The sequence below is a fragment of the Lysinibacillus sp. FSL K6-4013 genome, from assembly GCF_038630435.1.
In the GTDB taxonomy this organism is placed as follows: domain Bacteria; phylum Bacillota; class Bacilli; order Bacillales_A; family Planococcaceae; genus Lysinibacillus; species Lysinibacillus boronitolerans.
Window position 1 is genome coordinate 2,623,433 of the sequence record NZ_CP152031.1, and the last position, 24,191, is coordinate 2,647,623.

Consider the following 24,191-nt stretch of genomic DNA (forward strand, 5'->3'; position numbering starts at 1 on the left):
TATTTATTATAGGGTATATTGATATTTTCTGACAATTGTTTACGTCAATTTTGATTACAAGGACTGACAAGACAATATAACGGAAGTCTTATAAATAACGCCTACCTATACTTTATTGCCCATAAAATTATGCTGATAATTCGAAACAGCAAGGTTTGTCTTTGCCTCTAAACGTGCAATTTTCACAAACTTTGTAGATAATCTCCTAACTGTTCCTCCCCTTTTTTACGTAAAATCTTAAGAATTCTTCATAATTTTTCTCAATAATTATTAATAATTACCATTTACAATAAGAACAGTCGACAATAGATTAACATAGTTAGGAGCATCTTGTTTTGGGCGTTACAGATATTATGAATAACATTCGGATTTTAATGTTGCCAGTCATCCTTATTATTGGCGCGGAGTTCTTACTTATTGGACTTTATTATTTCCTCTATCATAAAAACCAACAGTCAAATCGAAAAAAAATAAACTTTAAGCAATTGATACTGGGAGCACTCTTTATCGGCTATATTGTATTTGTATGTGAACTAACGATTTTTGGACGTGGTTCTTCTCATTTCATGCAAATGAATCTTCAACCATTCAGTGGCTATATAGATGCATGGAAGAAATACTCGTTACGTGATCTTCAAAATTGTATTTTTAACATTTTAATGTTTGTGCCACTAGGCATTTTCTTACCTCTACTTTTCACTAAATTTAAATCGTTTAAATGGCTTCTTCCTGTAGTGGTAATTGCAACTTTATCCATTGAAACGTATCAAACACTCACAGGAGCAGGGATTTTCGAGCTTGATGATTTAATCAACAACTCGCTTGGTGGGATTATGGGATACCAGCTATATAGACTAGGATCTTCTATTGTTCAGCATAAAAAAGTAAAAATAAAAAGTTTGGTCGGAAATCTGGCCATACCTCTCTTAATGGGATTAATTTTTGTTGGCATGATGATTGTCTACGCTCAGCAGGAATTTGGTCATTTAGCAATTAACGCCTATACGAAATCGAATATGTCGGAAGTTGATGTAACCACCTCATTAGATTTACATGCAACGTCAACCGTTGCCCCAGTGTATAAAAAAATAATGCATACAGATGAAGTTGAGACCCTGTTGCAAAAGAAATTGGATTTATCAGAGTTAAGTCGGCAGGAAATTAGTGGTGATCGTGAGGTTTTATTAAAAGACAAAGCGGAAAACTCGTATACGTTATTTATTAATTCAGAGGGAAATTGGTTGCTAACAGACGATCTCTATACGCCAGTGCAACCTTCTTTAGCTGTCCAAGAAACACTTGTGAAGAAGGCAAAGAGCATGATGGATGAGCTTTCTCTCCTTCCTAAAGATGGGGAGTTTACAGCTTTGGATAATGGCGTATTTGAATGGACACTTCCTGACCAAGCTGAATTGAACCAAGATTATTGGCTTGGTGAAGTAGACCTCGGTTTGAAGCCAGATGGTAGTATGTATTCATTATCGTATAATATTCATGAGCATCAGTTGATCCGTGAAGTAAATATTTTGTCACCTGCAGAAGTGTATGAGCGAATTAAGCATGGCGAATTTCCACAGATAAAATATAATGCACTCGTAACAGAAGAAGAACTATTGATAAAAAAAGGCGATCAACTTAATGTCGATTTAATAGAGCTCTCGTATATGTATGATACAAAAGATTTCTATCAACCTATATACAGAGTTTCCGGTACATTAAATGGAAAAAGTTGGTTCACTCTGATTCAGGCGAGAAAGTAGCCTTTTCTAATACTGTAAACTAAGGAAAGCCCAGACTTGATACTGGGCTTTCTTTTGAGGGGAGTTGAAACAGTTAATTTCTCTTTCAACATCTCAAACTTTGGAATACTGCTATCAAAATAGACACCATCAACAAACTTAATCTGTTGCCTAGGTGTCAGTTCAATTAAAGATAACAGAGTTGAATTACTATTTATATTGAGAGTATAGAGGAGGGTTAGAGAATGTTCGGTAAACATACATGTCAGGACTGTTGTCCAAATGAAATGAAATATTTCCCAAAAATTGTTGCCCTTCCTGGTCCTGTTGTTCCTGTCCCTTCACCAGATCGAAGTGTTTTAGCGTACGGATCCCTCAGAGGAGATACATTGGGCCTTTTATCGCCTGAGGCAACACCCTTCACTTTCCAAGTGGTTGGTCCGCTATCAAATGTTGCGGTTAGCCCATCTGGGAATGAATTGGTCGTTCAAAAAGACGGTGTCTATCAAATCACCATGTCGATCAATGCACAAGCAACTGCGTTACCTGATCCTGATCAACCATTTTTCACAGTTAGCATTACCGTCAATGGGCAACCTATTTTTTTAAACGGCATTGCAGTCTTTAATGTTGTCAATAGAAGTAGCTCAGCCTATGTGGTTCAAGCTACATTAGCCGCTGGCGACTTGGTGGGAGCCAGTGCAGCTTCAGATTCCTTCATCGCTAGTTATGCTAACCGCTCCTTAACGATTGTTCAATTGAGTGGCTAGATTAAAGGTATATATAAAGAACAGTAGCTCTCATCTCTAAATTTTAGAGATGGGATTTTTTTATTTTCAAGAGGAGAGTATTCGGCTCCCTCTAATACTTCATTGCATATCTCTTACCCATAATCTCGTGACTTCCAGTTTCTTTTCTTTTCCTATTTTTTAGGTACTCCTAAATGCTCATATGTTATAGTAAAAAAAATAGGTATATGAGGTGGTAACAATGGTTAGAAGAAGATAGCTTACCTCCTAGATTGTCAGTAGATTTAGGGGGCCAACTTACTTGATAGGAGTGTTCTATACATGAAACAAAATAAATATGATGAAATCAATTTCTTTTCCGAATATGAAAAAATGCCACGTTCGGTTCAAGGACTAGACGCGGCAGGTGAATGGCACGTATTAAAAGCACTTCTTCCAGATTTCCAGGATAAGACCGTACTTGATCTAGGCTGTGGCTTCGGCTGGCATTGTCGCTATGCCCGTGAACAACAGGCAAAATCAGTAATTGGTGTGGATTTATCAGAAAAAATGCTGCAAAAAGCACAGGAAAAAACGAGTGATCCTTTTATTACCTATTTAAAGATGCCGATCGAAGATATCCATTTCTCCGCTTCTCAATTTGATGTAGTAATTAGTTCATTAGCGATTCACTATGTACAATCCTTCGAAGTACTTTGTAAGAAAGTTTATGCTTATCTAAAACCTAATGGATTGTTTGTCTTTTCTGTAGAGCATCCTATATACACATCACGCAATGAACAAGATTGGTACTACGATGAGAATGGCAACCGCCTGCATTGGGCAGTGGATCATTATCAGACAGAAGGCATTCGAGAAACGACCTTCCTTACCGAAAATGTTATTAAATACCATCGTACTCTATCAACTTATATGAATGTCTTAATACAAGCTGGATTTACGATAAATGCTGTGAAGGAACCTATGCCTTCAGAGGAAATGCTAAAAAATATTCCCGACATGCGAGATGAACTACGGAGACCTATGTTTTTAATCATTGCAGCAGAGAAGAAATAATAACCTTGTACTCTGGTGACATATATTGGGTATCACCAAATATATAGCTATATCGCATATAAACAAAAAACCAGCTGCTCTCTTTTGGGGAGCACCTGGTTTTATTGTGAAAGTGAATCTTACTAACTAACTTAGTTTTGATTCGTTATAATACTACGACAACTTGAGGCGCTGAACAAGTTAAAATATTTTCCAATAGAATTTTAGTGAGAATTAATGTTTTTTCGAGAAAATAAATCATTCTATCAAATTTTATAGTATTTCTTATTTTCATTAAATTAAGAAATCATGAAAACTCTTAATTATCTATAGGCGGCTGATGACATAGTCTCTTTTATCCATGATTGTTCCTGTATAGGTAGGATGCCCATTTGCTATTTTCACATAACTAACTGAATGATTTCTACTAAAGCATGAAATCCACGTCATCATTCTCGCATGATGATTCCGAAAGCAATACAAGCCAGACATGGTCTGTTACAAACATACAGGTCTCTATGGTTTTATTTCTCCCTTTAATAACTTTTCCGTGCTATTAATCAAACATGCAGAAGAATCTTAGTCTGCTAAATTAACATGAAACAAAAAGACCAGTCACTCTTTTAAAGAGAACTGGTCATTTTGCGTTTAGGTTGAAGACTATGAACAATCTTCTTTCATAGATTAACATATTATACTGAACAATATCTGAACAACAAAAAAGACTAGATTCTCACATGATGATGTAAGCTCTAGTCTTTTAAGTGAAAGTGAACCTTACTAAATCTTGACTAGCTTTAGATTCAAATTACAATACGAATGAACAGGCTAAAGGTTTCATAAATTCTTTATTTTTTCGTTAAAATATAGGACCACCACCACAAAAAGACCAGGAACACGAAAAAATGTGAGTCCTGGCCCTTTTGTGAAAAGTGAATGTTACTAGTTTGCTTTAGTTCTTTGTATTCTACTGAAGAGTTAGACGGCTGATGTTTTAAAAAGTTACACATTCTTAAAAATTTTTTACGCTACAAATTAAATTGCAAAATCAAACACGTCCTCAGCGCCATCTACCATACTAATCTTCTTTATCTGTATCTATACGATGTAGTGTTATAGTGGAATTTTCTAATAGATCTGTAGCAAAAGAGCTTTGATCTTTCTATGCCACTAACAATTACTGCTAAGAGTAAAGATAAGGCTATTTTATTTTTTTCATATTACTCCCCTTTCTCAGCACCTAATACTTGACAAAAAAATGTTTTTATGCTAAAATTTACATTTAAACTAATATTATATATAATAGGATTCTCCTGGCCAGGGGGAATCCTATTTTTTGTTAAGGAGTGTTGGTATGAATCAACAGGAATCTAGTATCACTTCATTAGTGGCTGCCTTTAGTAGAGCTTACCATAGCCAATTTGATACACCGAAAATTTTTGATGATTATGTAGCCAAAGAATTGATTTCACAAGAAGAATATCAAAATATCCAAGCTAATATGATACAGGGCATTGAATTTTTTAATAAAGATATCGCTACAAAATTTAAAGACAATTCAAAGGAATTAATAAAATGGATTACACAAGTTCAACTCTCACCGACTCCATTGGCACGTGCTGCTTATTGTGAAAGGGTCTTGCATAGCGAAATACAGCTTGGTGTCGAGCAATATGTCATTTTAGGTGCTGGCTTGGATACTTTTCCTTATCGTCAGCAGCAAGGACAAACCATGCTAGAAATTTTTGAGGTGGATTATCCCACAACACAGGCTTCCAAAAAGAAAAGATTACAGAAAGCTTCTCTCCCTCTCTTGAATCATCTGCATTTTGTATCGATGGATTTTACAAAGCACTTTCAAGCTCAATTATTTTTAGAGCAAGGCTTCCAATCTAAAAAAACATTTTTTAGTCTGTTAGGCGTTTCCTATTACTTAACAAAATTAGAATTAGCAAGCTTACTCAATCATCTATTTACCCTAGTTCCATCAGGAAGTTCCATTGTTTTGGATTATGCTGATGAATCTCTCTTCACCGAAAAAGGACTCTCCAATAGAGTAGAAAACATGGTCAACATGGCCGCAGTTGGTGGTGAACCAATGAAATCATGCTATGCTTATGAGGACATGGAGAGGATGCTAGATCGATTAGGTTTGCTTATATACGAACATCTATCTCCAACTGCGATTCAAGAGCTGTATTTTCAAAACCGAACAGATTACTTATGTGCTTTTGAAACTATCCATTATATGCATATTGTCAAAAAATAGGTCCAACTTATTTATTTTCATAAAATTCTTAATTTTCTTTTTATTACCCAGGCAATTAACTATTTCAATATAGAGAATGAGTATACTATAGTAGTGTAAAGCTAATTAGCCTTACACCTCCTAGATTTGTTACTAGGGTCACTGTTAACGCAGTGACCCGCTTATTATGATTGACAAACACCTAAAGGATTCCCATCAGGGTCATAGAAGGTAAAAAATTTAGTACCCCCTTCTCCTTCTAAAGCCTCGACTTGAACATGATGATCCACTAGAAATAAATATGTCTCTTCAATATTTTGAGAGAGGAAGTTCACATATTTCCCCACACCAAAGTGATTGTCTGGAAAATGACATGGCTGATGCTCCTTAGCTTTTACTAAGCAAATGACTGTGGGGGATTGTTCAGTAATCTTCATAACTGCTGCGCCCTCTTCTCTATATAGAAGCTTAAATCCGAGTATTTCCTCATACCATTTAGCCGATAATTGGGGATCTTTTATTGGAATAAAAATGGCCTCTACACCTTTAAATAAGGATTGTTTCATTTTTCTTACCTCCATTTCACAATTTGTGTTCTTCATTTTATTCTCCTTCAAAAAGATACATTGAGATTTCCATTATTGATTATTTTGCCTGTCTTTTGCTTATCCTTAATAGTATCGGAAATGTCTTCGCCCTTTTCCTAGAGGAGGTGTCCACCATCAAACACAAGGTATCATTCATCCTATTGCTATTAGTGCTTCTTTTACTGGGTGGATGCTGGAATAAGCGCGAGTTAAACGAATTAGCGATTGTTACGGCTGTTGGAGTTGATAAATCGGACGAGCTATTCGAAATTTCTGTTCAGATTGTTAACCCAAGTCAAGTAGCCTCAAAAAAGGCCTCTAGCAATCAAGTTCCTGTCTTTACCTACCATGCAAAAGGAAAATCCTTATTTGAAGCCATTCGAAAATTGACATTGCTGACACCAAGAAAGCCCTATTATGCGCATGCCCAAATTATTATTATTGGTGAAGAAATGGCTAAGGAGGGCATGAATAGCGTTTTGGATTTATTTCAAAGAGACCCTAAGGGACGAAGTGATTTTAACATTATTGTTTCTCATGATTCGACTGCTCAAGAAATATTAAGTGTTTTAACCCCTTTAGAGGATGTTCCAGCTAGCAAAATGTTTAAATCACTAAAGGTTTCTGAAGCAACATGGGGCACGACAGAATCCGTTATTCTTGATGATTTAATCCAATCTTTAGGTAGTATTGATCATAGTGCCGTCTTACCCTCTATTCATATACATGGTGATGCAGGTGCTGGAGATTTTAGCTCGAATATAGAAAAAATTGATAGCCCTGCACAATTAAAATATGGTGGACTGGCTATTTTTAAAAATTATAAACTTATCGGCTATTTATCCGAACAAGAAAGCAGAGATTATAGTTTTTTAAATAATCATATAAAAAGTACATTTGAAATTATTGCCTGTCCTGAGCAAGGGAAAATCTCAACAGAAATTATTAATTCCTCAACTAAAGTGACGGGGCATTTTCAAAATGATCTACCTTCAATTTCCATCAAACTTGATTTTGAACAAAACGTTGCAGAGATAAGTTGCCCGTTGGATTTAACAAAATCAAAAACCCTCGATGCTTTAAATAAAGTCACGAGCAAACAAATCAAGGAACGATTAGAAAGAACACTTCAAACGATTCAGCAAACCTATCAAGTTGATCTATTAAAATTTAGTGAAGTACTACATCGTGAAGACTATCAAGCATGGAATCGAATTAAAAAGAACTGGCTAACCCTCTATCCAGAGCTTGCAGTTCAAATTGAAGTCGATGTGCATACAAAAGGAGTCGGAACTGCAACTAAATTAAAACTAGACTAAATCATAAAAATGACCAGTTCTCTTTTAAGGAGTACTGGTCATTATAATTAACGTACCGCTTCAAATGTTAGGAGTGACGTTTCTTCAGTTGGTTGTTGAAGGAACTTATAATTCGCTGAACAAGTTATATCTGAGAAGCCAACACTTTGTAATAGAAGCTTAAATTCCTCAATCCCATACCAGCGCAATAAAAACTTTTGCAGTTCGGTATCCCTTAATGTACCTTGCTGCCACTTCTCATATTTTAAAACCATCAACGTATATTGCTCCACCCAGTTCATGGCAATCGATTTTCTTTCAAGTGTAATTCCTTCATCTTGTGAAATTTGATGGTAAGATGTTGTAATTTCACCTGTTTTCCAGTCTGTAGGAAGTAATAAATCTACTAGGAGTCGTCCACCAGGAACAAGGTGCTGATACATAGCAGTTAAGGATGCTAGCGCTTCTTGATGATTTTCAATTAAACAAAACGAGCCTGTAGGCATAACAATGGCTTCGTATTGCTGACCTAAGGTGAATTGGCAAATATTTCCTTCATACAGCACTGGCGTCAATCCCCGTTCTTGGCATCTTTTTCGACAGGATGCAAGCATTTCTGGGGAATAATCAATTCCCTCTATATCAAAGCCTTTTTCCAAGAAAGGAATAAAGAAGCGTCCAGAACCAACCCCAGCTTCTAGTATCTTCCCCTTTACACCTTGCAGTCGCTCTAGGTAATATTCAATATCCCCACCAAGGGAATATCCAACTGGTTTCGTAAAATCATAAAGTGCTGTGCTTAATGGTCCATAATTTTTGTACATATTGTCTCCTCCGATTATTTGCGGAAGAAATCATTTAATCTATTTATTCTCCCGCACCTTTCTTATATTCAATGGGAAAACAGAGCTGACTATCATTATCTATCACTCACTTTCTTGTAAATTTAGTTAAATTATACATTTATTTATTGTTTCAATCAATGTTTCTATTGATTTCCTATACATTACAATTTAATGTACAAATTAGCACAAATTATCAAAAATCCCTTCCTATTAAACGGTACCATTGAGTTAAGAAAGGATGATGGTATGGATTATTTTGAAAGAATTCAAAACGCCATAGAGTTTATTGAGGAAAACCTACAGGAAAAATTGACGATTACAGATATTTCTTCCCAGTCATACTTTTCAGCATTTCATTTCCAACGACTTTTCCAAGCCATTACAGGTTTTTCAGTGCAGCAGTATATTCGCAACAGGAGACTCTCTGAAGCGGCTTCCTTATTAGCTACAACAACGCAGAATATACTTGAGATTGCAATCAACTTTCAATATGGTTCTCAGGAGGCATTTACACGGGCATTTGTTCAGTATTTTGGTGTCACACCTGCTAAATACCGTAAAGGGGCCAACTCCATACTACTTCAACCCAAAATAAATTTTTTGGATTATAAATTGGAAGGAGAACTCCCTATGCAGCGACCAGAAATACTGCAATTACCTAAAAAACGTATTGTAGGCTATGAATACAAAACGTCCATACAAGACGAACAGTACTATGCAGACATTCCAGGCTTTTATTTAGATTTTGGGCAACAGCAGTATTATGAGCAAATCTCACATAAAGTAGCTCCCAATATGGCGTATGGCATTTCTACAAATTTTCAAGAGGATGGTCAATTTTCCTTTATTGTAGGAGAGGAAGTCGAAACGTTTGAGCAACAATTAGAGGAGGGCTTTATCCAACTTGAAATTCCTGAGGGTAAATATGCGGAATTTACGTTAAATAGCACTGCAGAAGGAATTCAAAATACAAGACGTTACATTTACGGAATATGGTTGCCAAATTCTAATTATCAGCGCGATACTGGTCCTGATTTTGAAATAACCGATGTCATGCAATCTATCTATCCACATGAGATGAAAATGAAAATCTACATTCCCATTAAAGAATAGTAAAGGAGCAAGGTCGATGATAATTGAGAAAGTATTTAAGCAGTTCCCTACTCTACATTCAGCTAATTTACAATTAAAAAAAATTGAAGACTCACATATACAAGAGCTATTTGCTATTTATGATAATGACAAGGTATTTGAGTATTGTGGCATCATCCCAAAACATAACCTTCAAACTGTTCAAAAAATGATTGGCCATTTTGAACGTGATTATATGAAAAAAAGTAGAATTAAATGGGGAATCTTCGAAAAATCACAGAGTGAAAAACTTGTAGGAATTATTGAAGCAATGGACTTTAATCAAAAAGTAGATATGGTAACAATTGGTTACTACTTAGCTGAAGCATTTTGGGGAAAGGGCATTGCATCAGAGGCAGTTGCAGTCATCGTAAAATTTTTAATGGAGGAGGTAAATGTTAATCGAATTCAGGCAGAAGTCATGCCTTTAAATGAACCATCGAAAAAAGTTTTGCTAAAAAATGGATTTTTGAAAGAGGGTCTTTTGAGACAAGCTTCATTATGGTCTGGCAAGGGGGTTGTTGATTTAGAGATATACGGTCTATTGAAAGGCGATTACGACTTGAATGGCTAAACTCTACTAATGAGTTTAGCCTTTTCTTATATTGTACAGATAAATGGACATTTTACCATCTCCCAAAGGGCTCTTTCACATAGACTAGAAATAGATGACTCATGCTAGCAAGACATTGTAATCATAAAGGAGCGTTTTAGAAATGGATGGAAACAAATATTTAACACGAATGGATGGGGAATTTAACAATTATCATAAGTTTTCTAAATGCTATTGTGAATCAAAGAATGTTTACTTTGGTCACTCTCCCAGCGTAGATCATCCTATTATTGAGGAAGATTCTTATAAAATCAAGTATTATAATAGTCCCCAATTTGAAAAAAAATATCAGAAACAAAACCAAGTTAAAAATCATTGTCAAAGCTGTATTTGCAGTCACTTAGAAAGTTTTGAACCAGGGACTTTAGTAGATGTATATCTCTCAGACGGCATCCAATTTTTAGGGATTTACTTTATCTATCTTGTTCCGCAAAGCTGCTGTGGGTACTTCCTTCAAATCGATGATACGGTACGGCCAGTCATTATGGACTGTCAAAACATTGAGGCAATACGCAAAGCTTGTTTAGATAGTTAATACTTTGGCTCTCCTCTTTTAGATATTAAAATAGGCTGGTTAATTGCATAACCAGCCATTCGACTACCCCTCGTTTATCCATTGAATTAGTTGTTCTTTAAAAAATATAGGTTCTTCAAACATAGGATTATGACCACTTTTTTCAAAAATGACTTTCTTTACATGAGGAATAGGGTCCACTGCATCCCATAATGATATAGGGGCTACTAAATAATCATACCTGCCTAGACCTACAAAAATCGGCTTGTTTACTTGATGCATTTGTTGTAAAAGGTTCTGCTCCGCAAAAGCTACACCCCATAGATAATCAATAATTTCCATATTCGGATGAACGTTATCCCACATAGCGGTTGCATTGAACATATAATCATAACAGCTATGTGCCCCCATACGAATACACATATGAACAAAGCGTCGCTCAGGCTCCTTCTTTAAATCCTGCTCCAACAAGGCTATATCGTGCGCAAATTGATGTTTACGCGCTGTACTTGCATGTGCCTCAAAATAAGACAAGCTTTGCTGCTGTCTTTCTTGACTATTCGTTGTTGCCGTATTTAATAGAACGATTTTTTGAACATGCTGGGGGTAAGCTTTGGCATACGCCATCGCCATAAATGCATGGCCTGAATGCCCTAAAACAATCAAATCATCTAGCTGAAGGATTTGTCTTGCATACTCCATATCCTTCACTATTTTGTCCAATGTATATTCTTCTTGCGTAAATGCTTGAGCTGGCTTACCAAAACCTCGATGATCTAAAAAAAATACCTGGAAATGTTGGTAAAAGTCTTCTGAGAACAGACGTGGATAATAAACACTACTCCCCACCACTAAAATTGGTTGGCCTTGCCCCTTTATACAATAGTTTAATTCAAATCCATCACACATAAGTTTTTGATATGTCATCATCTTCATCCTCTTTTCTATTTTTGTATCATCACTCCCTTTCCTCTTGGTTTTCCCGTGTTTTTTCCATTGAACGCTCTAGCATTCTATCACCTCAGTAGATGTTACGATTTACATTAACAATATCATTCCCACAGATTCCTAGCAATGAAGGATCGTGTATACTTAATAAAGGGAGCGTGTCTATAAAGGAAGATCTAATAAGGCGTTTGCGGTCATTTTGATAAGCATCCAACGTTAGTGGGTAAACCTGCAAGTAAATAATAGATGCACAGCAACAACTGCATGCAATTATGTAGCATTCATTGAAACGTTTGGAGGGCATGGGCAGGTTTAGCAATTCATGCTTTTTCTAGTGGATCAACTCTAGGAAACGAAACCGTTGTCGATTTAACACTGGATTTTCGCCAACAATATAAAAGAGAGCCTATCTCCAACTACTATTTTAGAAACCAGCTATTTATTTCAATGGATGGTGGGACTAATCCCATTTTCATCGAGCCATCAGGCCATGTTTTTAGGAAAATAATTATGGAGAAATTAAGCGAATAGCTGATTCATTTGAGTTGTTGATAGAAGATTGTTTTTATGAATGGTAAGTTACTTAAGTAAAGAAGAGGTTAAATATAATGGACAAACAATTAGAACACATTCTTACATTAAGAAAAAACGGACAGCTTGAGGAAGCAAATCAATGCATGGTAGCACTGGTCAAGGAACATCCTCAAAATGCTTATTATCAATTTCAATGTGCTTGGACATTTGATTCGTTAGGGCAGGAAAAAGAGGCTGTTCCGCACTATGAAGAAGCGATAAAGTTGGGGCTAGAACCAGAAGTTTTAGTGGATGCCTACCTTGGTTTAGGGAGCACCTATCGGACTATTGGACAATATGAGCAAGCAAAACGGATCTTTGAACAAGCCATTCAAGAGTTCCCGAAGGCGGAGCATATCAAGGTCTTCTATGCCATGACACTTTATAATCTTGGCGAACATGCAAAATCAATGGAAACATTATTGAACACTATATTACGCACAACCAATCATCAAGGCATTCAAGATTATAAAAAAGCTATTCACTACTATAGTGATAAACTAGATCAAACATGGTTATAAAAAACAGGCTCCTATTCAGGGCCTGTTTTTAGCATTATTATACGGAACTATGTTTTTTGAATGAAGAAGATAACGCCATAATCAAGAATGTAAGTATGCCGCTAAAGAAAAATAAACAGCTCAATGTAATGAGAAAGAAGTTTTTCTCTACTACCGTACCATCTGCTAGTATCTCATCTCCTAAAATGCCTTTTATAAATAAACAAACGATCCCCATGATCATCGGAATTGTGGCAAGTAAATATTTTTTCATTATTTCTTCCTCCATATTATTAAAGCCTTGTTGTTATTGATGATAGCGTTATTTTTATTATAAGTCAATTATTTTTTATCGAAAAACAATAAATTATTATTGATTAACAACTCTAGATAAAAAGAACAAACGTTCGCACTCTTTTGATTTCTTGTACGTGATTTATTATGTTTTTTGAGTAAATGTTGTGCGAGTGAGCTTAATTAATTATATATATTAACGTCGGATAATCTGTTATATTGGGCTATAAAAAAACAGCTACTTTGTTAAAAGTAACCGTTTTTCCATAAACTATATTGATTTAGAAGCTTGTTGTATGAGGGCAGCGACCATTTTATCCATCTGAGCGAAGCGATCATCCTGCGTTTGTCCTTTAACATAGCGATAATAGATTTGCTGACAAATAACGGCTAATTTGAAATAAGCAAATGTACTGTAATAATGAATGGCTGACACATCTCGCCCACTCTTCTCCGCATAACGATCAATAAATTGCTGTCGGGTATAAAAGCCTGGTAATACAGTTACTGGTGGTTCTCCTAGTGCATATAATAGCATTTTCGGGTCATCCGCTTGCATCCAATAGCTCATTGCTACACCAACATCAGCAAGTGGGTCCCCTACCGTTGTCATCTCCCAATCAAAAAGACCAATCATTTCGCTATAGTCCTCAGAGAACATCGCATTATTCAATTTATAATCATAATGAATAATGGTTGCCTCATTATCGGAGGGAAGATTGTTTTTTAACCACTTTGTTAAAATCGCTACTTCTTTATGTTCTGCGGTTTTTGCTTTTTCATAGCGCTCGATCCAGCCATGCACCTGTCTTTCAAGAAATCCGTCAGGCTTTACCATATCCTTTAACGGTGTGTCCTGATAAGGGATCGCATGTAATGCAACTAAAGAATCAACCATTATCTCGGACAACTGACGTGCCAGTTCCTCTGTTGGCTCTGTGCCTTTTGGAAAATGTGTGTCAAGGACGATACCTTTTTTGCGCTCCATCAAAAAGAAATCACTACCAATAATGTCTCGATCCTCTACATAGACATATGGTTTTGGAACCGATGGTAAAAATGGATGCAGTGCCGATAAAATCGTAAATTCCCGCTTCATATCATGCGCTTTTTTGGCAACTGGTCCAAGCGGAGGACGACGCAGAACAGCTTCAAAATCAGCAATTTTTAAACAATACGTCAAATTGGAATGCCCTGCACTAAATTGTGTGATTTCAAGCCTATCCTGTGGAAGCTCAGGGAAATGGCTCTCTAAAAAGGCATGTAATTTATCCACATCTAAACGTTCACTTGACCTTACTTGCATCGTGTCCATTTTCTTTCCCTCCTTAAATAATGGAGCTCATGCCCCCATCTACTACAATGACATCCCCTGTTACATAGTCCGAAGCTGGTGCTGCTAAAAATAATGCTACGCCCTTCAAATCATTTTCTGAGCCTAAGCGTTTTAGCGGTGTAACACCCATCAAATAGTCTTGCCCACGTTCAATTAATACATTGGACATTTTCGTAGGGAAAAACCCTGGGGCAATGGCATTGACATTGACACCGTGTGGTCCCCATTTGACAGCTAAATCCTTCGTTAAAGTGATGACAGCCCCTTTACTCGCGTTATAGGCAATCGTATCCATAAAGGCTGGTAGCGTACCACCTAGTCCTGCGATAGAAGCAATATTAATGATTTTGCCACCTTTCTGCTCTAGCATAATTTTGCCAACTGCTTGGCTGAATAAAAATGTCCCGTTGACATTGACATCAAATACTTTTTGCCAGGCTTCGTAAGGCATATCAATGGCTGGTGTTCCCCATGATGCACCACTGTTATTGACTAAAATATCAATTCTACCAAATGTTGTAATCGTTTGGGCTACCACATTGGCAATATCCTCTGGCTTTGTGACATCGCAGGCTAGCGCTAATGTTTGAACACCAAGCTTTTCGAGCTCTGCGGCAACCTCCTCACATGCCTCCACCTTTCGTGAGCATAAGACCACATTGGCTCCTGCCTCTGCAAATCCTTGTGCAATTTGTGCGCCGAGTCCACGCCCGCCACCTGTCACAATCGCTGTTTTACCTTTTAAACTAAATAACTCTAGGACCGTCATTTCACCAGCTCCTCTTGTTTGTTGGCATGCTTTTTCAATTCTAGTTTAGCAATAGTATTACGATGCACCTCATCCGGTCCATCCGCTAAACGTAATGTACGAGAATTCGCCCATTGTGCAGCAAGCGTTGTATCGGGGCCTACCCCAGCAGCACCAAATGCTTGGATAGCTCGATCAATGACTCTGAGTGCCATATTTGGAGCAACTACCTTAATCATAGCAATTTCAGCTTTTGCCTCTTTGTTGCCTACTGTGTCCATCATATAAGCAGCCTTCAATGTTAAAAGTCTTGCTTGCTCAATATCCATCCGAGATTCTGCAATGCGCTCCCGCATTACCCCTTGATCTGCTAGTGGTCGATGAAATGCCTGCCGCGCTTGTACACGCACACACATTTCCTCTAATGCACGCTCTGCGGCACCAATAAGACGCATACAATGATGAATTCTACCTGGTCCTAGTCTGCCTTGCGCAATGGCAAAGCCTTTACCTTCACCCCATAAAATATTTTCCACCGGTACACGCACATTGGTAAATGTAACCTCACCATGTCCTTCTGGCGCATGGTCGTAGCCAAAAGCCGTTAGCATACGCTCCACTTTTACTCCTGGTGTATCCATCGGTACAAGAATCATAGACTGCTGCTCGTGGATAGGAGCCGTTGTATCTTTATGCTTGCCCATAAAAATAGCCACCCTACAGCGAGGATCCCCAGCACCAGTTGTCCACCATTTATGGCCATTTAAAATGTATTCATCTCCATCGCGTTCAATGCTTGCCTCAATATTTGTAGCATCACTGGATGCAACGGCTGGCTCCGTCATCGCAAAGCAGGACCGTATTTCACCTCGTAATAATGGTTCCAGCCACTGTTTTTTTTGCAGTGCCGATCCATAGCGTACAAGTACTTCCATATTGCCTGTGTCAGGTGCATTACAGTTAAACACTTCGGGGGCCAGAAGTGAGCGGCCCATGATTTCACATAAAGGTGCGTATTCTAAGTTGGTTAAACCTGCCCCATATTCACTATCTGGTAAAAATAAATTCCACAAACCTGCCTGTTGTGCCTTCTGCTTCAGCTCCTCCATAATCGGTGGAATCGCTCCCCAACGATCCTCCATTGCCTCAACCTGTGCAGCATAAACGGCCTCATTTGGATAAATGTATTGCGCCATAAAATTCTTCAGCTTGTCCTGTAACTTCTCAACTTTTTCACTATAGGAAAAATTCATTAGAAGATACCCCCTTTGCTTGAACTTCGCAAAATGAATGAATGTTCATTTTCATTCTTACAATAAATGTTACCGCTATTTTTCTAGTAAAGCAATGTTCTATTTTTGAATTTTCTAACAAAAGCGAGAATTCATTACTATGGACTTACATCATTTATTTTCAAAAAACTGTACTATATCCTTCAGTAATTGTCGGATGGCTAATGGTAAATGACGGTTTTTTAAGTACACTAGATAGACATTGCGACTTAAATTCAGACCCTCTATTTCTTTTTTTACTATTGTTTTGGCAGTCGGTCCTTGCAAGTAATTTTCAGGTAATATGGTCACTCCTAAATGTTCTCGTACAAGCGATACAGCGGTTTCAAAACGCTCAATTTCAAATTGAATATTGATGTTTTTACCAGCCTGTTCAAATGACGTTAAGATATCTCGTCTTGTTTGAAAGCCCTCGGTACTAATAATAAATGGTTCTTCACAAATATCTGAGATGGTTAAAGTATCCTTTTGGGCTAACGGATGATGTAAAGGTAATACTGCGACCAACCGTTCTTCATATAAAGTTTGAACTTCCAACTCTGGATCATCCATTAGCTGATTGGTGATGATTACATGCGTTTTATAGCTTTTCAAGTATTTTTTCACCCGCTTACTACCTAAAATATCGACTAAGTGAATTTTCATGTGAGGATAGTCTTTTTTATAGTTGGCGATAACCTTTGGCAGCCAATGCTTAATAGATTCCATGACACCAATGGTGATGTCTCTCGTGCCATGAACAATTACTTCATCCATTTCGATTTTTAGCACTTCCATATTTTTTACAATAACTTTTGCTCGTTCAAAAAGTAACTCTCCAGCTTCTGTTAATTGCAGATTTCTAGTATTTCTCTCTAATAAAGGGGAGCCAATCTCTTGTTCTAATTTTTTGATCGCATTACTTAAGGAAGGCTGCGAAATATGCAGTCTTTCTGCGGCTTTCGAGAAATTCATCTGTTCTGAAACAGCGATAAAATAGTGTAATTGTTTAATGTCCACCTATAGATACCTCCCAGATTTATAGTTAAAAGCTATATATTAATATTAATTATATATTAGTAATTATAATTATGTGAATATATAATGAATTACAACAATATTTTTTCTACAATAATATTCACAATGGGGTTGATAAGTTTATGTACACAATGACAGATCAAAAACAATGGAAAGGCCGAATAGATTCAACGACAAATACAAGCAGCTTTCGTTTACATCAACAAGTAAAAAGAGTTGCGATTAATGATGTAAGCGCTTCAGATAAGAAAAGTGCTGCTCTCGTTGGCTTTATCTGCGATGAAGGGGTACGTCGAAATCAAGGCCGTGTAGGGGCAGCAAATGGTCCAAACGCCCTACGAGAAGGCTTAGCCAGTTTACCGTGGACATTTGAGGACAATCAGCAAATTATTGATGTTGGCAATATCGTTTGTCTAAACCGTGCTTTAGAGGAGGCGCAACGTGAGCTTGGTGAAGTCGTAGCAACAGTACTACAAAAAAACATATCATGTGTGGTGCTAGGTGGCGGGCATGAAACGCTGTATGGCCATTATTTAGGCGTTCGTTCTGCTCTACCAAAGGAAGCTAAAATCGGCATCATCAATATAGATGCTCACTTTGATTTACGACCATATGATGAACAACCTTCGTCAGGTACGATGTTCCGTCAAATTTTAGAGCAGGATCCACACGCTGACTATTTTGTTGTTGGTATTCAACGCTACGGCAATACAAGAGAACTTTTCGAAAAAGCTGATGAATTGAACGTGAAGTATGTTTATGAGGATCAAATGACGGTAGCCTACCAACAACAATTAACGGATGCATTACAACATTTTATGGATAAGCATGATTATATTCTTTTAACATTATGTATGGATGTATTGAATGCAGCATTTGCTCCAGGTGTAAGTGCTCCATCACCGTTTGGGCTTGACCCATCGACTGTGCGCTCTATTTTGCAACAAGTCACTTCACACCCTCACACCCATTCATTTGATATTTGTGAGGTCAATCCGTTATTAGATGAAAACGGACGTACAGTGAAATTAGGTGCTTATTTTGTGTTTGAGGCACTGAACAACTTACTTAGGGGGCAAGGTTCATGATCGAAATTAATCAAATTACAACGGTATTCCTAGCTGTAGCACTCTTTGCACTAGGAAGCTTTCTTATCAATAAAATCGGCTTTTTAAAGCGTTTCTGTATCCCAGCACCCGTGGTTGGTGGTTTATTGTTCGCTGCTCTTGCCACCATCTTAAAAACAACGGGTATTTTAGAAATATCACTTGATACTTCTTTGCAAAGCTTATTTATGATTACTTTCTTTACGACAATTGGCTTAGGTGCAAGCTTTAAACTTGTAAAGCTCGGTGGTAAATTACTGATTATTTACTGGCTAGCATGTGGCTTCCTAGCGTTAATGCAAAATGTCATTGGGGTATCACTGGCCTCACTTATGGGGATCCACCCTTTAATCGGTATGATGGCAGGAGCCGTTTCTATGGAGGGTGGTCATGGCGCTGCAGCGGCATTTGGCCAGACCTTAGAAGATTTAGGGATTTCTTCAGCTATGACAATTGGTGCGGCAGCCGCAACATGTGGTCTAGTTGCTGGTGGCTTAATTGGTGGTCCAATTGTCAAATATTTAGTAGGTAAATATAATTTAACACCAGATGAACAAGAATCGGAAGAAGTCGAATATGAAAATAAACATGAGCAAATTACATCGGATTCGTTCTTTACACAAGTCTTATTAATTACTTTCTGTATGGCTGTTGGTACGTATGTCGGCACACTATTCTCAGAAGCATCAGGTTTTGTTCTGCCAGGCTATGTAGGAGCTATGTTTGTGGCTGTATTAGTGCGCAATATTATGGATAAATTCAAACCTGAAGCCATTAATATGAAAAGCATCTCATTAATTGGAGATGTCACATTAGGTGTATTCCTTTCCATGGCACTTATGAGTATCAAGTTATGGGAAATTGCTGATTTGGCACTACCATTATTTATCATTGTTTTTGCGCAAGTATTCTTTATTGTTGTATTTAGTATTTTTGTGTTATTTAAATTACTTGGCAAAAACTACGATGCTGCTGTTATGGTAGCAGGTTTTGCAGGACATGGTCTAGGCGCAACACCAAATGCCATGGCCAATATGTCAGCCGTTGTGCAACGCTTCGGTCCTTCTAAAAAAGCCTTTCTTGTCGTACCGATTGTCGGCGCATTTTTAATCGATGTATTTGGTATTCCTATTATTATTACAACTATTAATTTATTTAAATAAAAAAGAGCTTTGCAGTCGTCTTGATTAGACAATTGCAAAGCTTTCTTATTATTGTAATATCTCACTTACTGTAACAAATTCATAGCCTTGCTTTTGTAAATAAAGAATGACATTTTCTAAACCATTGGCTGTTGTTTGATGGATATCATGCATAAGAATAATACTACCATCTTTTACAGAGGCTTTGACATACGCTAATATTTTATCTGGATTATGATGTTTCCAATCTAGTGTATCGATCGACCACAAAATCGAGGGGATTGTCATGACAGAACGTACTTGGTCATTGGTCGCCCCATAGGGTGGACGGAAAACGGTTGGATAATGCCCAATGGCTGCATAAATAGCATTACTTGTGCCATTGACTTCTTGTTTAACGCCTGCTATTGACAGAGTCGTTAATTTTTTATGGCTCAAGGTATGATTGCCGATTTCATGTCCTGCTTCATAGACTTGTTTAACGATTGCAGCATTTCTTGATACATTTTTACCTACCATAAAGAATGTAGCCTTGGCATCGTATTTCTTTAACGTTGCCAAAATTTGTGGTGTCACCTTGGCATCAGGCCCATCATCAAATGTTAAAGCTACCCGTTTTTTTGCGCCTTTCGCTACTGGTACACCTTTATTATAAACTTTATTATCTATTAACTGAATATCGGCTAGCTCAGAAGCTTTGACATACCCTTTTTGGTCGCCTGCCTCTACATAAGCCCAACCAGCAAGTGTTATGTAATACTGGACAGTCGTTTTATTGGGAAGTGTACCCAAAACTTCTCCGTTTGGACTAGCTGTTAAACGTAATTCAGCACCAGCAACAGCATTAATTTTTTTCTTCGTTGGAGCTGGTTTTTTTAATGCGTTTGTCGCTACATACCCTATCTCCTCGCCATATTGAACGAAAGACCAACCACCAGGTGCTGTGCCATACACATAAATCATTCGTCCCTCATAGAGCTGTCCTACATGCTGGGCATGTTGACTTGGGGCTGTAAATAATGTTGTACCACCCTTTTGAATCACTAGGTATCCCTCAGACTTCAACTTGACTAAAGCATCAGATGTGACATAGCCCTCCTGCTCTGGCGTTTGAATATGTGTCCATCCTTTACTTGCTTGTGTTACTGAGACAAAGCTTCCTTTTGTTAGTTCACCGATCTCCGCGCTATTCGTAGAAGCTTCTTCATACATAACCGTATCCTTGACTACCTTTTGAATTACCACTGACCCTTCTGCACTTGCTGAAAGTTGCCCAGCCAATATGCACATCATAAACGCCAAAACGATTGCATAGGATAAATATTTTTTCATTGTTCTCCACCGCCCTTAGATGTCTTCCATGTCTGTTTGCTAAAAAATTGCTAAGATTTAACTTTCATTATAGAGTAAACAACTCTGCCATAAAATAGTAATAATCAACTAGATTCCCTATTACGATGTTGCTACATTTTTATTTTAGTAAATACTTATACATTCCTCCTTCCCTTTTTTCTACGAAACTATGCAGAGATTATGATAATAAAATGATGGTGGCTTATCTTGTAGATTTTTTGTTAGCTCCTATTTTAAGAATTGATCATCTTCATGCTGTTCCGAAGAATAGAGGGTACTACCGACTTAGGTGAGCGGCTTTCTCCTTATTTGGAGCGGTTCATCACCTTAATCTCGTATTTGACGGCTGTTACCCACCACCGTCCTTTAAATATCCCCCTTTCTATTAAGACGCTGGAAACCATGAAAAAGTTGAGGTTTTTTCATTAATATTCCTCCTATAAAGCTTCGAAGGCAGTTAGGGCATCTTCAATATGTGGGGGTGGGTTCCATAGATAACTAGGAGCATTGGTTGTAATGAATAAAAATGATTTCCCTTCTTTCTCGATTATGGTCGCTAGACACAGTCCTGCTTCTGGGGTATACCCTGTTTTTCCACCTATTATCGGACTGTCTAGACCCGGTAATTTTGTAAATAATGAGTTTGTGATGATTAATTGATTGGGAACATAGGTTGTGTAGTTTTTTGAGGTAAATATTTGATAAAAGGTAGGATTTTCTAATGCATATCGCAGAAGCTTGCTGATATCCCGCACGGTGGATACATGTGCCTCATCATGTAGACCACTGGTATTAACAAAATGTGTGTCATGCATGCCTAATTCTTGCGCCTTGTTATTCATCAACGTGACAAATTTGTCCTCACTGCCAGCGACAGCATCTGCAAGTGTTCCTGTTGCATCGGCACCTGAGGCAAGGAGTGTACCATACAATAAATCCTCCATCGTGACAAAATCTCCTGCTTGAAAGCCTGCCATCGAAGCATTTTGTGCCGTATAGTTCGCAATCGTTTGGGGCTCTACAATGGTTTGTGTTTGTAAATTATCTGTCATCTCTATGGCAACGATGGCTGTCATGATCTTTGTTAAGGATGCAGGATAAATAATAGCATCCGCATTTTTCTCGTATAATACATCGCCCTGTTCATTGAGTAACAAAGCATTTTGACTATGTAATGATGGCAGTTCTAGATGCGTGAATTCATATGTTTTGCTTGTAAAATAAAATAAGAAAACCATGATACAAATACAGCCGAATAACATCCATTTTTTCATAAAAAACGCCTCCTACACATTATAAGAGGCGGCATTTCTGAATATTCCTTGAGAAAAATGGGATGTGCTCAAATATTTTCACAGGTAAAAATCATCATCAACATTTGAACTAATTCTTTTAATCTCTTTATTTGTTAATTTGAATATTACATCTTGAGAAACCTCTAACTTGAGCGTCTCTTCTTTGCTTAGACTCGCATAGACGCCGCGTAAAATACGACCAGTCAAGCCATGCGAGACAACAATCACTTTTGAAAGTGGTTGAATCGTTTCAAGTAAAGCCGTTAATCTGCTTACAACAGCTTCGTAGGTTTCCCCATCTGGTGCACGAAAATACCAATTGAAGGCATCCGTGTTCGTTAACAAGGCAGGCCATTTTTGCTGTATTTCCGCCATGGTTAAACCAGCCCATTGTCCCACAGCAACCTCTGTTAAACGTGGATCCTGCCTCACCCTGTTGCCGTCATAGCCAAGTGTTTCACAAAGTATGGCTGTACTTTGCATAGCTCTTCCCATTGGACTTGATAGGATGGTCCAGTCATCTACATCACCAATGAGTGACTTCAGCATGCGTGCATTTTGCTGAACCTGCTCCCGACCACGCTCAGTGAGTGGGGAATCAAGCTGTCCCTGATATCTCCCTTGCGTATTATAAGTCGTCTCACCATGACGAAGTAAGTAGATCATTTGCTCCATATTATTTCCCCCCATACTGCTCCCCTGTTAAAGTAAAATTGCTGTTAAACTAACACCAGCACATAAACAAAGCTAAGAAACAAGCATAAAGGACTATACCATTTTGAATCATTTTGAGCAAACTTGGAATGCTTAATCGTTTTAAAAATACCAACATATTTAAAATCACCAATTGCTCGTAGTAAAAATACTAGCGCACAAACGATGCTTCCTACTTTTGAATAAATAGAGGCTTGAAAAAATGGCATGAAGCCTCCTTGAACAAGGATGATACCACTTGCTAGCAGCACCAGCATTGCAACAAAGAGCGTTCCCCATTTTCTCGGCGTAAAAACGGCTTGTTGGCTGCCTTCTTTCATAGGAATAACAGCTTCTGTACCCCATCGACCACCAAAGGCCCAATAAATATGTAGGACACTAATAAGCCATAATAGTCCCACTGCGACAATTGATATAATAAACATGTACTACCTCCTCTTCACAATTCCATACGCTATCGTATGTTTTGGCGTTAAATATAGTCCCTCAAAGCTTATGTCAGCTCTGAGAGACCTTCTTATTGTATTAACAGCTTAATCATTTTTTCGAGATCGAAATGAGGATTGGCATCAAATCGTGTCATCCAGCCTATATAGGTTAAATAAGCCAATCTTGCACGATCAGTGGATTCGTCTATGCTTATCCCATTTTTTTGATAGAGCGTCGCCACACAGGCTATTCGCTGCTCCTCTATTTGAACAATACGCGCTGCGACATCTGAATCATATTTGGCCCAAGCATAAATGCCTATCTCTATTTTTTTATTTTTGTGAAAACTTATCCGTAAAAGCTGCTCTAAAGTAGCATCAACTTGCTCCATATTTTGAATAATGGCCTTTGTTGCATGGTTTTCCCAATAGTCTAGCATGGCATCTAATAGTTGTTGACGATCACGAAAATAATGATAAAAGCTACCTTTACTAATGTTTAATGATCGAGCAAGTGCTTCAATACGTACTTTATGAATCCCCGCTTCTGCTAATTGCTCTAGACCCGCTCTAATCCAATCCTCTTTCGTTACTTGCATGATTGCCCTCCAAAAAATACGATAGCGTATGTTTTGTCGCGTATTACCACTTTATACATCACTCATCCACTTTTATCGTTTTTATGG

The 24,191-nt window shown here is 37.7% G+C and carries 24 protein-coding genes; 11 read left to right on the forward strand and 13 right to left on the reverse strand.

Annotated elements, in window-relative coordinates:
• The first annotated feature begins 335 nt into the window (after positions 1-335).
• The 4 genes from MHB39_RS13010 to MHB39_RS13025 all read left to right on the forward strand — a co-directional run bounded on the left by MHB39_RS13010 (position 336) and on the right by MHB39_RS13025 (position 5,792).
• Complete coding sequence (locus MHB39_RS13010) at positions 336-1,760, forward strand: VanZ family protein (RefSeq protein WP_342544013.1); 1,425 nt, start codon at positions 336-338, stop codon at positions 1,758-1,760.
• 224 nt (positions 1,761-1,984) lie between these two features.
• Positions 1,985-2,509, forward strand: a complete 525-nt coding sequence (locus MHB39_RS13015) for a hypothetical protein (RefSeq protein ID WP_342544015.1) — start codon at positions 1,985-1,987, stop codon at positions 2,507-2,509.
• Between the two features lie 300 nt (positions 2,510-2,809).
• Entirely contained in the window at positions 2,810-3,544 is a 735-nt protein-coding gene (locus tag MHB39_RS13020) for a class I SAM-dependent methyltransferase (RefSeq protein WP_016993947.1), read from the forward strand.
• 1,333 nt (positions 3,545-4,877) lie between these two features.
• Positions 4,878-5,792, forward strand: a complete 915-nt coding sequence (locus MHB39_RS13025) for a class I SAM-dependent methyltransferase (RefSeq protein ID WP_342544019.1) — start codon at positions 4,878-4,880, stop codon at positions 5,790-5,792.
• A 164-nt stretch (positions 5,793-5,956) separates the two neighbouring features.
• Here MHB39_RS13025 and MHB39_RS13030 read toward each other — a convergent pair whose 3' ends face one another.
• Positions 5,957-6,337 carry a VOC family protein gene (locus MHB39_RS13030; RefSeq protein WP_036076434.1) on the reverse strand — a complete coding sequence of 127 codons (381 nt, stop codon included), beginning with the start codon at positions 6,335-6,337 and terminating at the stop codon, positions 5,957-5,959.
• A 146-nt stretch (positions 6,338-6,483) separates the two neighbouring features.
• On the opposite strand from MHB39_RS13030, the gene MHB39_RS13035 reads away from it, so the two are divergent.
• Positions 6,484-7,677 (forward strand): Ger(x)C family spore germination protein, encoded by a 1,194-nt coding sequence (locus MHB39_RS13035; RefSeq protein ID WP_342544021.1) that lies wholly within the window; start codon positions 6,484-6,486, stop codon positions 7,675-7,677.
• Between the two features lie 47 nt (positions 7,678-7,724).
• Here the strand turns inward: MHB39_RS13035 and MHB39_RS13040 are convergent, their stop codons facing one another.
• On the reverse strand, positions 7,725-8,480 hold the full coding sequence (locus MHB39_RS13040; RefSeq protein WP_342544023.1) for a class I SAM-dependent methyltransferase: 756 nt from the start codon (positions 8,478-8,480) through the stop codon (positions 7,725-7,727).
• Positions 8,481-8,747: 267 nt separating this feature from the next.
• Here MHB39_RS13040 and MHB39_RS13045 point away from each other — a divergent pair, with 267 nt between their 5' ends.
• From MHB39_RS13045 to MHB39_RS13055, 3 genes are all read left to right on the forward strand, one after another.
• Positions 8,748-9,614: an AraC family transcriptional regulator gene (locus MHB39_RS13045; RefSeq protein WP_342544024.1), complete on the forward strand. Its 867-nt coding sequence runs from the start codon at positions 8,748-8,750 to the stop codon at positions 9,612-9,614.
• 16 nt (positions 9,615-9,630) lie between these two features.
• Positions 9,631-10,206, forward strand: coding sequence for a GNAT family protein (locus MHB39_RS13050; protein WP_342544026.1), 576 nt, complete (start codon positions 9,631-9,633; stop codon positions 10,204-10,206).
• Positions 10,207-10,348: 142 nt separating this feature from the next.
• On the forward strand, positions 10,349-10,780 hold the full coding sequence (locus tag MHB39_RS13055; protein WP_342544028.1) for a hypothetical protein: 432 nt from the start codon (positions 10,349-10,351) through the stop codon (positions 10,778-10,780).
• Positions 10,781-10,843: 63 nt separating this feature from the next.
• Here the strand turns inward: MHB39_RS13055 and MHB39_RS13060 are convergent, their stop codons facing one another.
• Positions 10,844-11,689, reverse strand: a complete 846-nt coding sequence (locus tag MHB39_RS13060) for an alpha/beta hydrolase (protein ID WP_342544030.1) — start codon at positions 11,687-11,689, stop codon at positions 10,844-10,846.
• A gap of 626 nt (positions 11,690-12,315) precedes the next feature.
• On the opposite strand from MHB39_RS13060, the gene MHB39_RS13065 reads away from it, so the two are divergent.
• Positions 12,316-12,801: a tetratricopeptide repeat protein gene (locus MHB39_RS13065; RefSeq protein ID WP_036076440.1), complete on the forward strand. Its 486-nt coding sequence runs from the start codon at positions 12,316-12,318 to the stop codon at positions 12,799-12,801.
• Positions 12,802-12,838: 37 nt separating this feature from the next.
• Here MHB39_RS13065 and MHB39_RS13070 read toward each other — a convergent pair whose 3' ends face one another.
• From MHB39_RS13070 to MHB39_RS13090, 5 genes are all read right to left on the reverse strand, one after another.
• The gene (locus MHB39_RS13070) at positions 12,839-13,054 is read right to left on the reverse strand and encodes a DUF3955 domain-containing protein (RefSeq protein WP_312125796.1); all 216 of its coding nucleotides are present in this window, start codon (positions 13,052-13,054) and stop codon (positions 12,839-12,841) included.
• 291 nt (positions 13,055-13,345) lie between these two features.
• Positions 13,346-14,389: a phosphotransferase family protein gene (locus MHB39_RS13075; RefSeq protein ID WP_342544032.1), complete on the reverse strand. Its 1,044-nt coding sequence runs from the start codon at positions 14,387-14,389 to the stop codon at positions 13,346-13,348.
• A 13-nt stretch (positions 14,390-14,402) separates the two neighbouring features.
• Positions 14,403-15,179: an SDR family oxidoreductase gene (locus tag MHB39_RS13080; protein WP_342544034.1), complete on the reverse strand. Its 777-nt coding sequence runs from the start codon at positions 15,177-15,179 to the stop codon at positions 14,403-14,405.
• A complete protein-coding gene (locus MHB39_RS13085) occupies positions 15,176-16,411 on the reverse strand; it encodes an acyl-CoA dehydrogenase family protein (protein ID WP_257960822.1) in 1,236 nt (411 codons plus the stop codon). Before MHB39_RS13085 ends, MHB39_RS13080 begins: the two co-directional genes overlap by 4 nt.
• Before the next feature lie 150 nt (positions 16,412-16,561).
• On the reverse strand, positions 16,562-17,449 hold the full coding sequence (locus MHB39_RS13090) for a LysR family transcriptional regulator (RefSeq protein WP_342544036.1): 888 nt from the start codon (positions 17,447-17,449) through the stop codon (positions 16,562-16,564).
• 140 nt (positions 17,450-17,589) lie between these two features.
• Between MHB39_RS13090 and hutG the strand changes: the two genes are divergently transcribed.
• Both hutG and gltS read left to right on the forward strand, forming a co-directional pair.
• On the forward strand, positions 17,590-18,555 hold the full coding sequence (gene hutG / locus MHB39_RS13095) for a formimidoylglutamase (RefSeq protein WP_342544038.1): 966 nt from the start codon (positions 17,590-17,592) through the stop codon (positions 18,553-18,555).
• Complete coding sequence (gltS, locus tag MHB39_RS13100; protein WP_342544039.1) at positions 18,552-19,736, forward strand: sodium/glutamate symporter; 1,185 nt, start codon at positions 18,552-18,554, stop codon at positions 19,734-19,736. Before hutG ends, gltS begins: the two co-directional genes overlap by 4 nt.
• A gap of 48 nt (positions 19,737-19,784) precedes the next feature.
• Here gltS and MHB39_RS13105 read toward each other — a convergent pair whose 3' ends face one another.
• The 5 genes from MHB39_RS13105 to MHB39_RS13125 form a co-directional block, all read right to left on the reverse strand.
• Positions 19,785-21,047: a polysaccharide deacetylase family protein gene (locus tag MHB39_RS13105; protein ID WP_342544041.1), complete on the reverse strand. Its 1,263-nt coding sequence runs from the start codon at positions 21,045-21,047 to the stop codon at positions 19,785-19,787.
• Between the two features lie 458 nt (positions 21,048-21,505).
• Positions 21,506-22,342, reverse strand: coding sequence for a serine hydrolase (locus MHB39_RS13110; protein ID WP_342544043.1), 837 nt, complete (start codon positions 22,340-22,342; stop codon positions 21,506-21,508).
• A 78-nt stretch (positions 22,343-22,420) separates the two neighbouring features.
• Positions 22,421-23,038 carry a histidine phosphatase family protein gene (locus MHB39_RS13115; RefSeq protein WP_342544044.1) on the reverse strand — a complete coding sequence of 206 codons (618 nt, stop codon included), beginning with the start codon at positions 23,036-23,038 and terminating at the stop codon, positions 22,421-22,423.
• A 44-nt stretch (positions 23,039-23,082) separates the two neighbouring features.
• Positions 23,083-23,502, reverse strand: a complete 420-nt coding sequence (locus MHB39_RS13120; protein ID WP_258860569.1) for a DUF3995 domain-containing protein — start codon at positions 23,500-23,502, stop codon at positions 23,083-23,085.
• Positions 23,503-23,594: 92 nt separating this feature from the next.
• Entirely contained in the window at positions 23,595-24,104 is a 510-nt protein-coding gene (locus MHB39_RS13125) for a TetR/AcrR family transcriptional regulator (RefSeq protein WP_342544045.1), read from the reverse strand.
• Between the last annotated feature and the right edge of the window lie 87 nt (positions 24,105-24,191).

Coding starts and splice junctions, on each gene's coding strand:
- hutG (WP_342544038.1), top strand. CDS start 17,590: ATGTACACAATGACAGATCAAAAACAATGGAAAGGCCGAATAGATTCA.
- MHB39_RS13070 (WP_312125796.1), bottom strand. CDS start 13,054: ATGAAAAAATATTTACTTGCCACAATTCCGATGATCATGGGGATCGTT.
- MHB39_RS13075 (WP_342544032.1), bottom strand. CDS start 14,389: ATGGACACGATGCAAGTAAGGTCAAGTGAACGTTTAGATGTGGATAAA.
- MHB39_RS13110 (WP_342544043.1), bottom strand. CDS start 22,342: ATGAAAAAATGGATGTTATTCGGCTGTATTTGTATCATGGTTTTCTTA.
- MHB39_RS13055 (WP_342544028.1), top strand. CDS start 10,349: ATGGATGGAAACAAATATTTAACACGAATGGATGGGGAATTTAACAAT.
- MHB39_RS13050 (WP_342544026.1), top strand. CDS start 9,631: ATGATAATTGAGAAAGTATTTAAGCAGTTCCCTACTCTACATTCAGCT.
- MHB39_RS13015 (WP_342544015.1), top strand. CDS start 1,985: ATGTTCGGTAAACATACATGTCAGGACTGTTGTCCAAATGAAATGAAA.
- MHB39_RS13030 (WP_036076434.1), bottom strand. CDS start 6,337: ATGAAACAATCCTTATTTAAAGGTGTAGAGGCCATTTTTATTCCAATA.
- MHB39_RS13045 (WP_342544024.1), top strand. CDS start 8,748: ATGGATTATTTTGAAAGAATTCAAAACGCCATAGAGTTTATTGAGGAA.
- gltS (WP_342544039.1), top strand. CDS start 18,552: ATGATCGAAATTAATCAAATTACAACGGTATTCCTAGCTGTAGCACTC.
- MHB39_RS13085 (WP_257960822.1), bottom strand. CDS start 16,411: ATGAATTTTTCCTATAGTGAAAAAGTTGAGAAGTTACAGGACAAGCTG.
- MHB39_RS13115 (WP_342544044.1), bottom strand. CDS start 23,038: ATGGAGCAAATGATCTACTTACTTCGTCATGGTGAGACGACTTATAAT.
- MHB39_RS13060 (WP_342544030.1), bottom strand. CDS start 11,689: ATGATGACATATCAAAAACTTATGTGTGATGGATTTGAATTAAACTAT.
- MHB39_RS13080 (WP_342544034.1), bottom strand. CDS start 15,179: ATGACGGTCCTAGAGTTATTTAGTTTAAAAGGTAAAACAGCGATTGTG.
- MHB39_RS13040 (WP_342544023.1), bottom strand. CDS start 8,480: ATGTACAAAAATTATGGACCATTAAGCACAGCACTTTATGATTTTACG.
- MHB39_RS13020 (WP_016993947.1), top strand. CDS start 2,810: ATGAAACAAAATAAATATGATGAAATCAATTTCTTTTCCGAATATGAA.
- MHB39_RS13120 (WP_258860569.1), bottom strand. CDS start 23,502: ATGTTTATTATATCAATTGTCGCAGTGGGACTATTATGGCTTATTAGT.
- MHB39_RS13125 (WP_342544045.1), bottom strand. CDS start 24,104: ATGCAAGTAACGAAAGAGGATTGGATTAGAGCGGGTCTAGAGCAATTA.
- MHB39_RS13105 (WP_342544041.1), bottom strand. CDS start 21,047: ATGAAAAAATATTTATCCTATGCAATCGTTTTGGCGTTTATGATGTGC.
- MHB39_RS13065 (WP_036076440.1), top strand. CDS start 12,316: ATGGACAAACAATTAGAACACATTCTTACATTAAGAAAAAACGGACAG.
- MHB39_RS13025 (WP_342544019.1), top strand. CDS start 4,878: ATGAATCAACAGGAATCTAGTATCACTTCATTAGTGGCTGCCTTTAGT.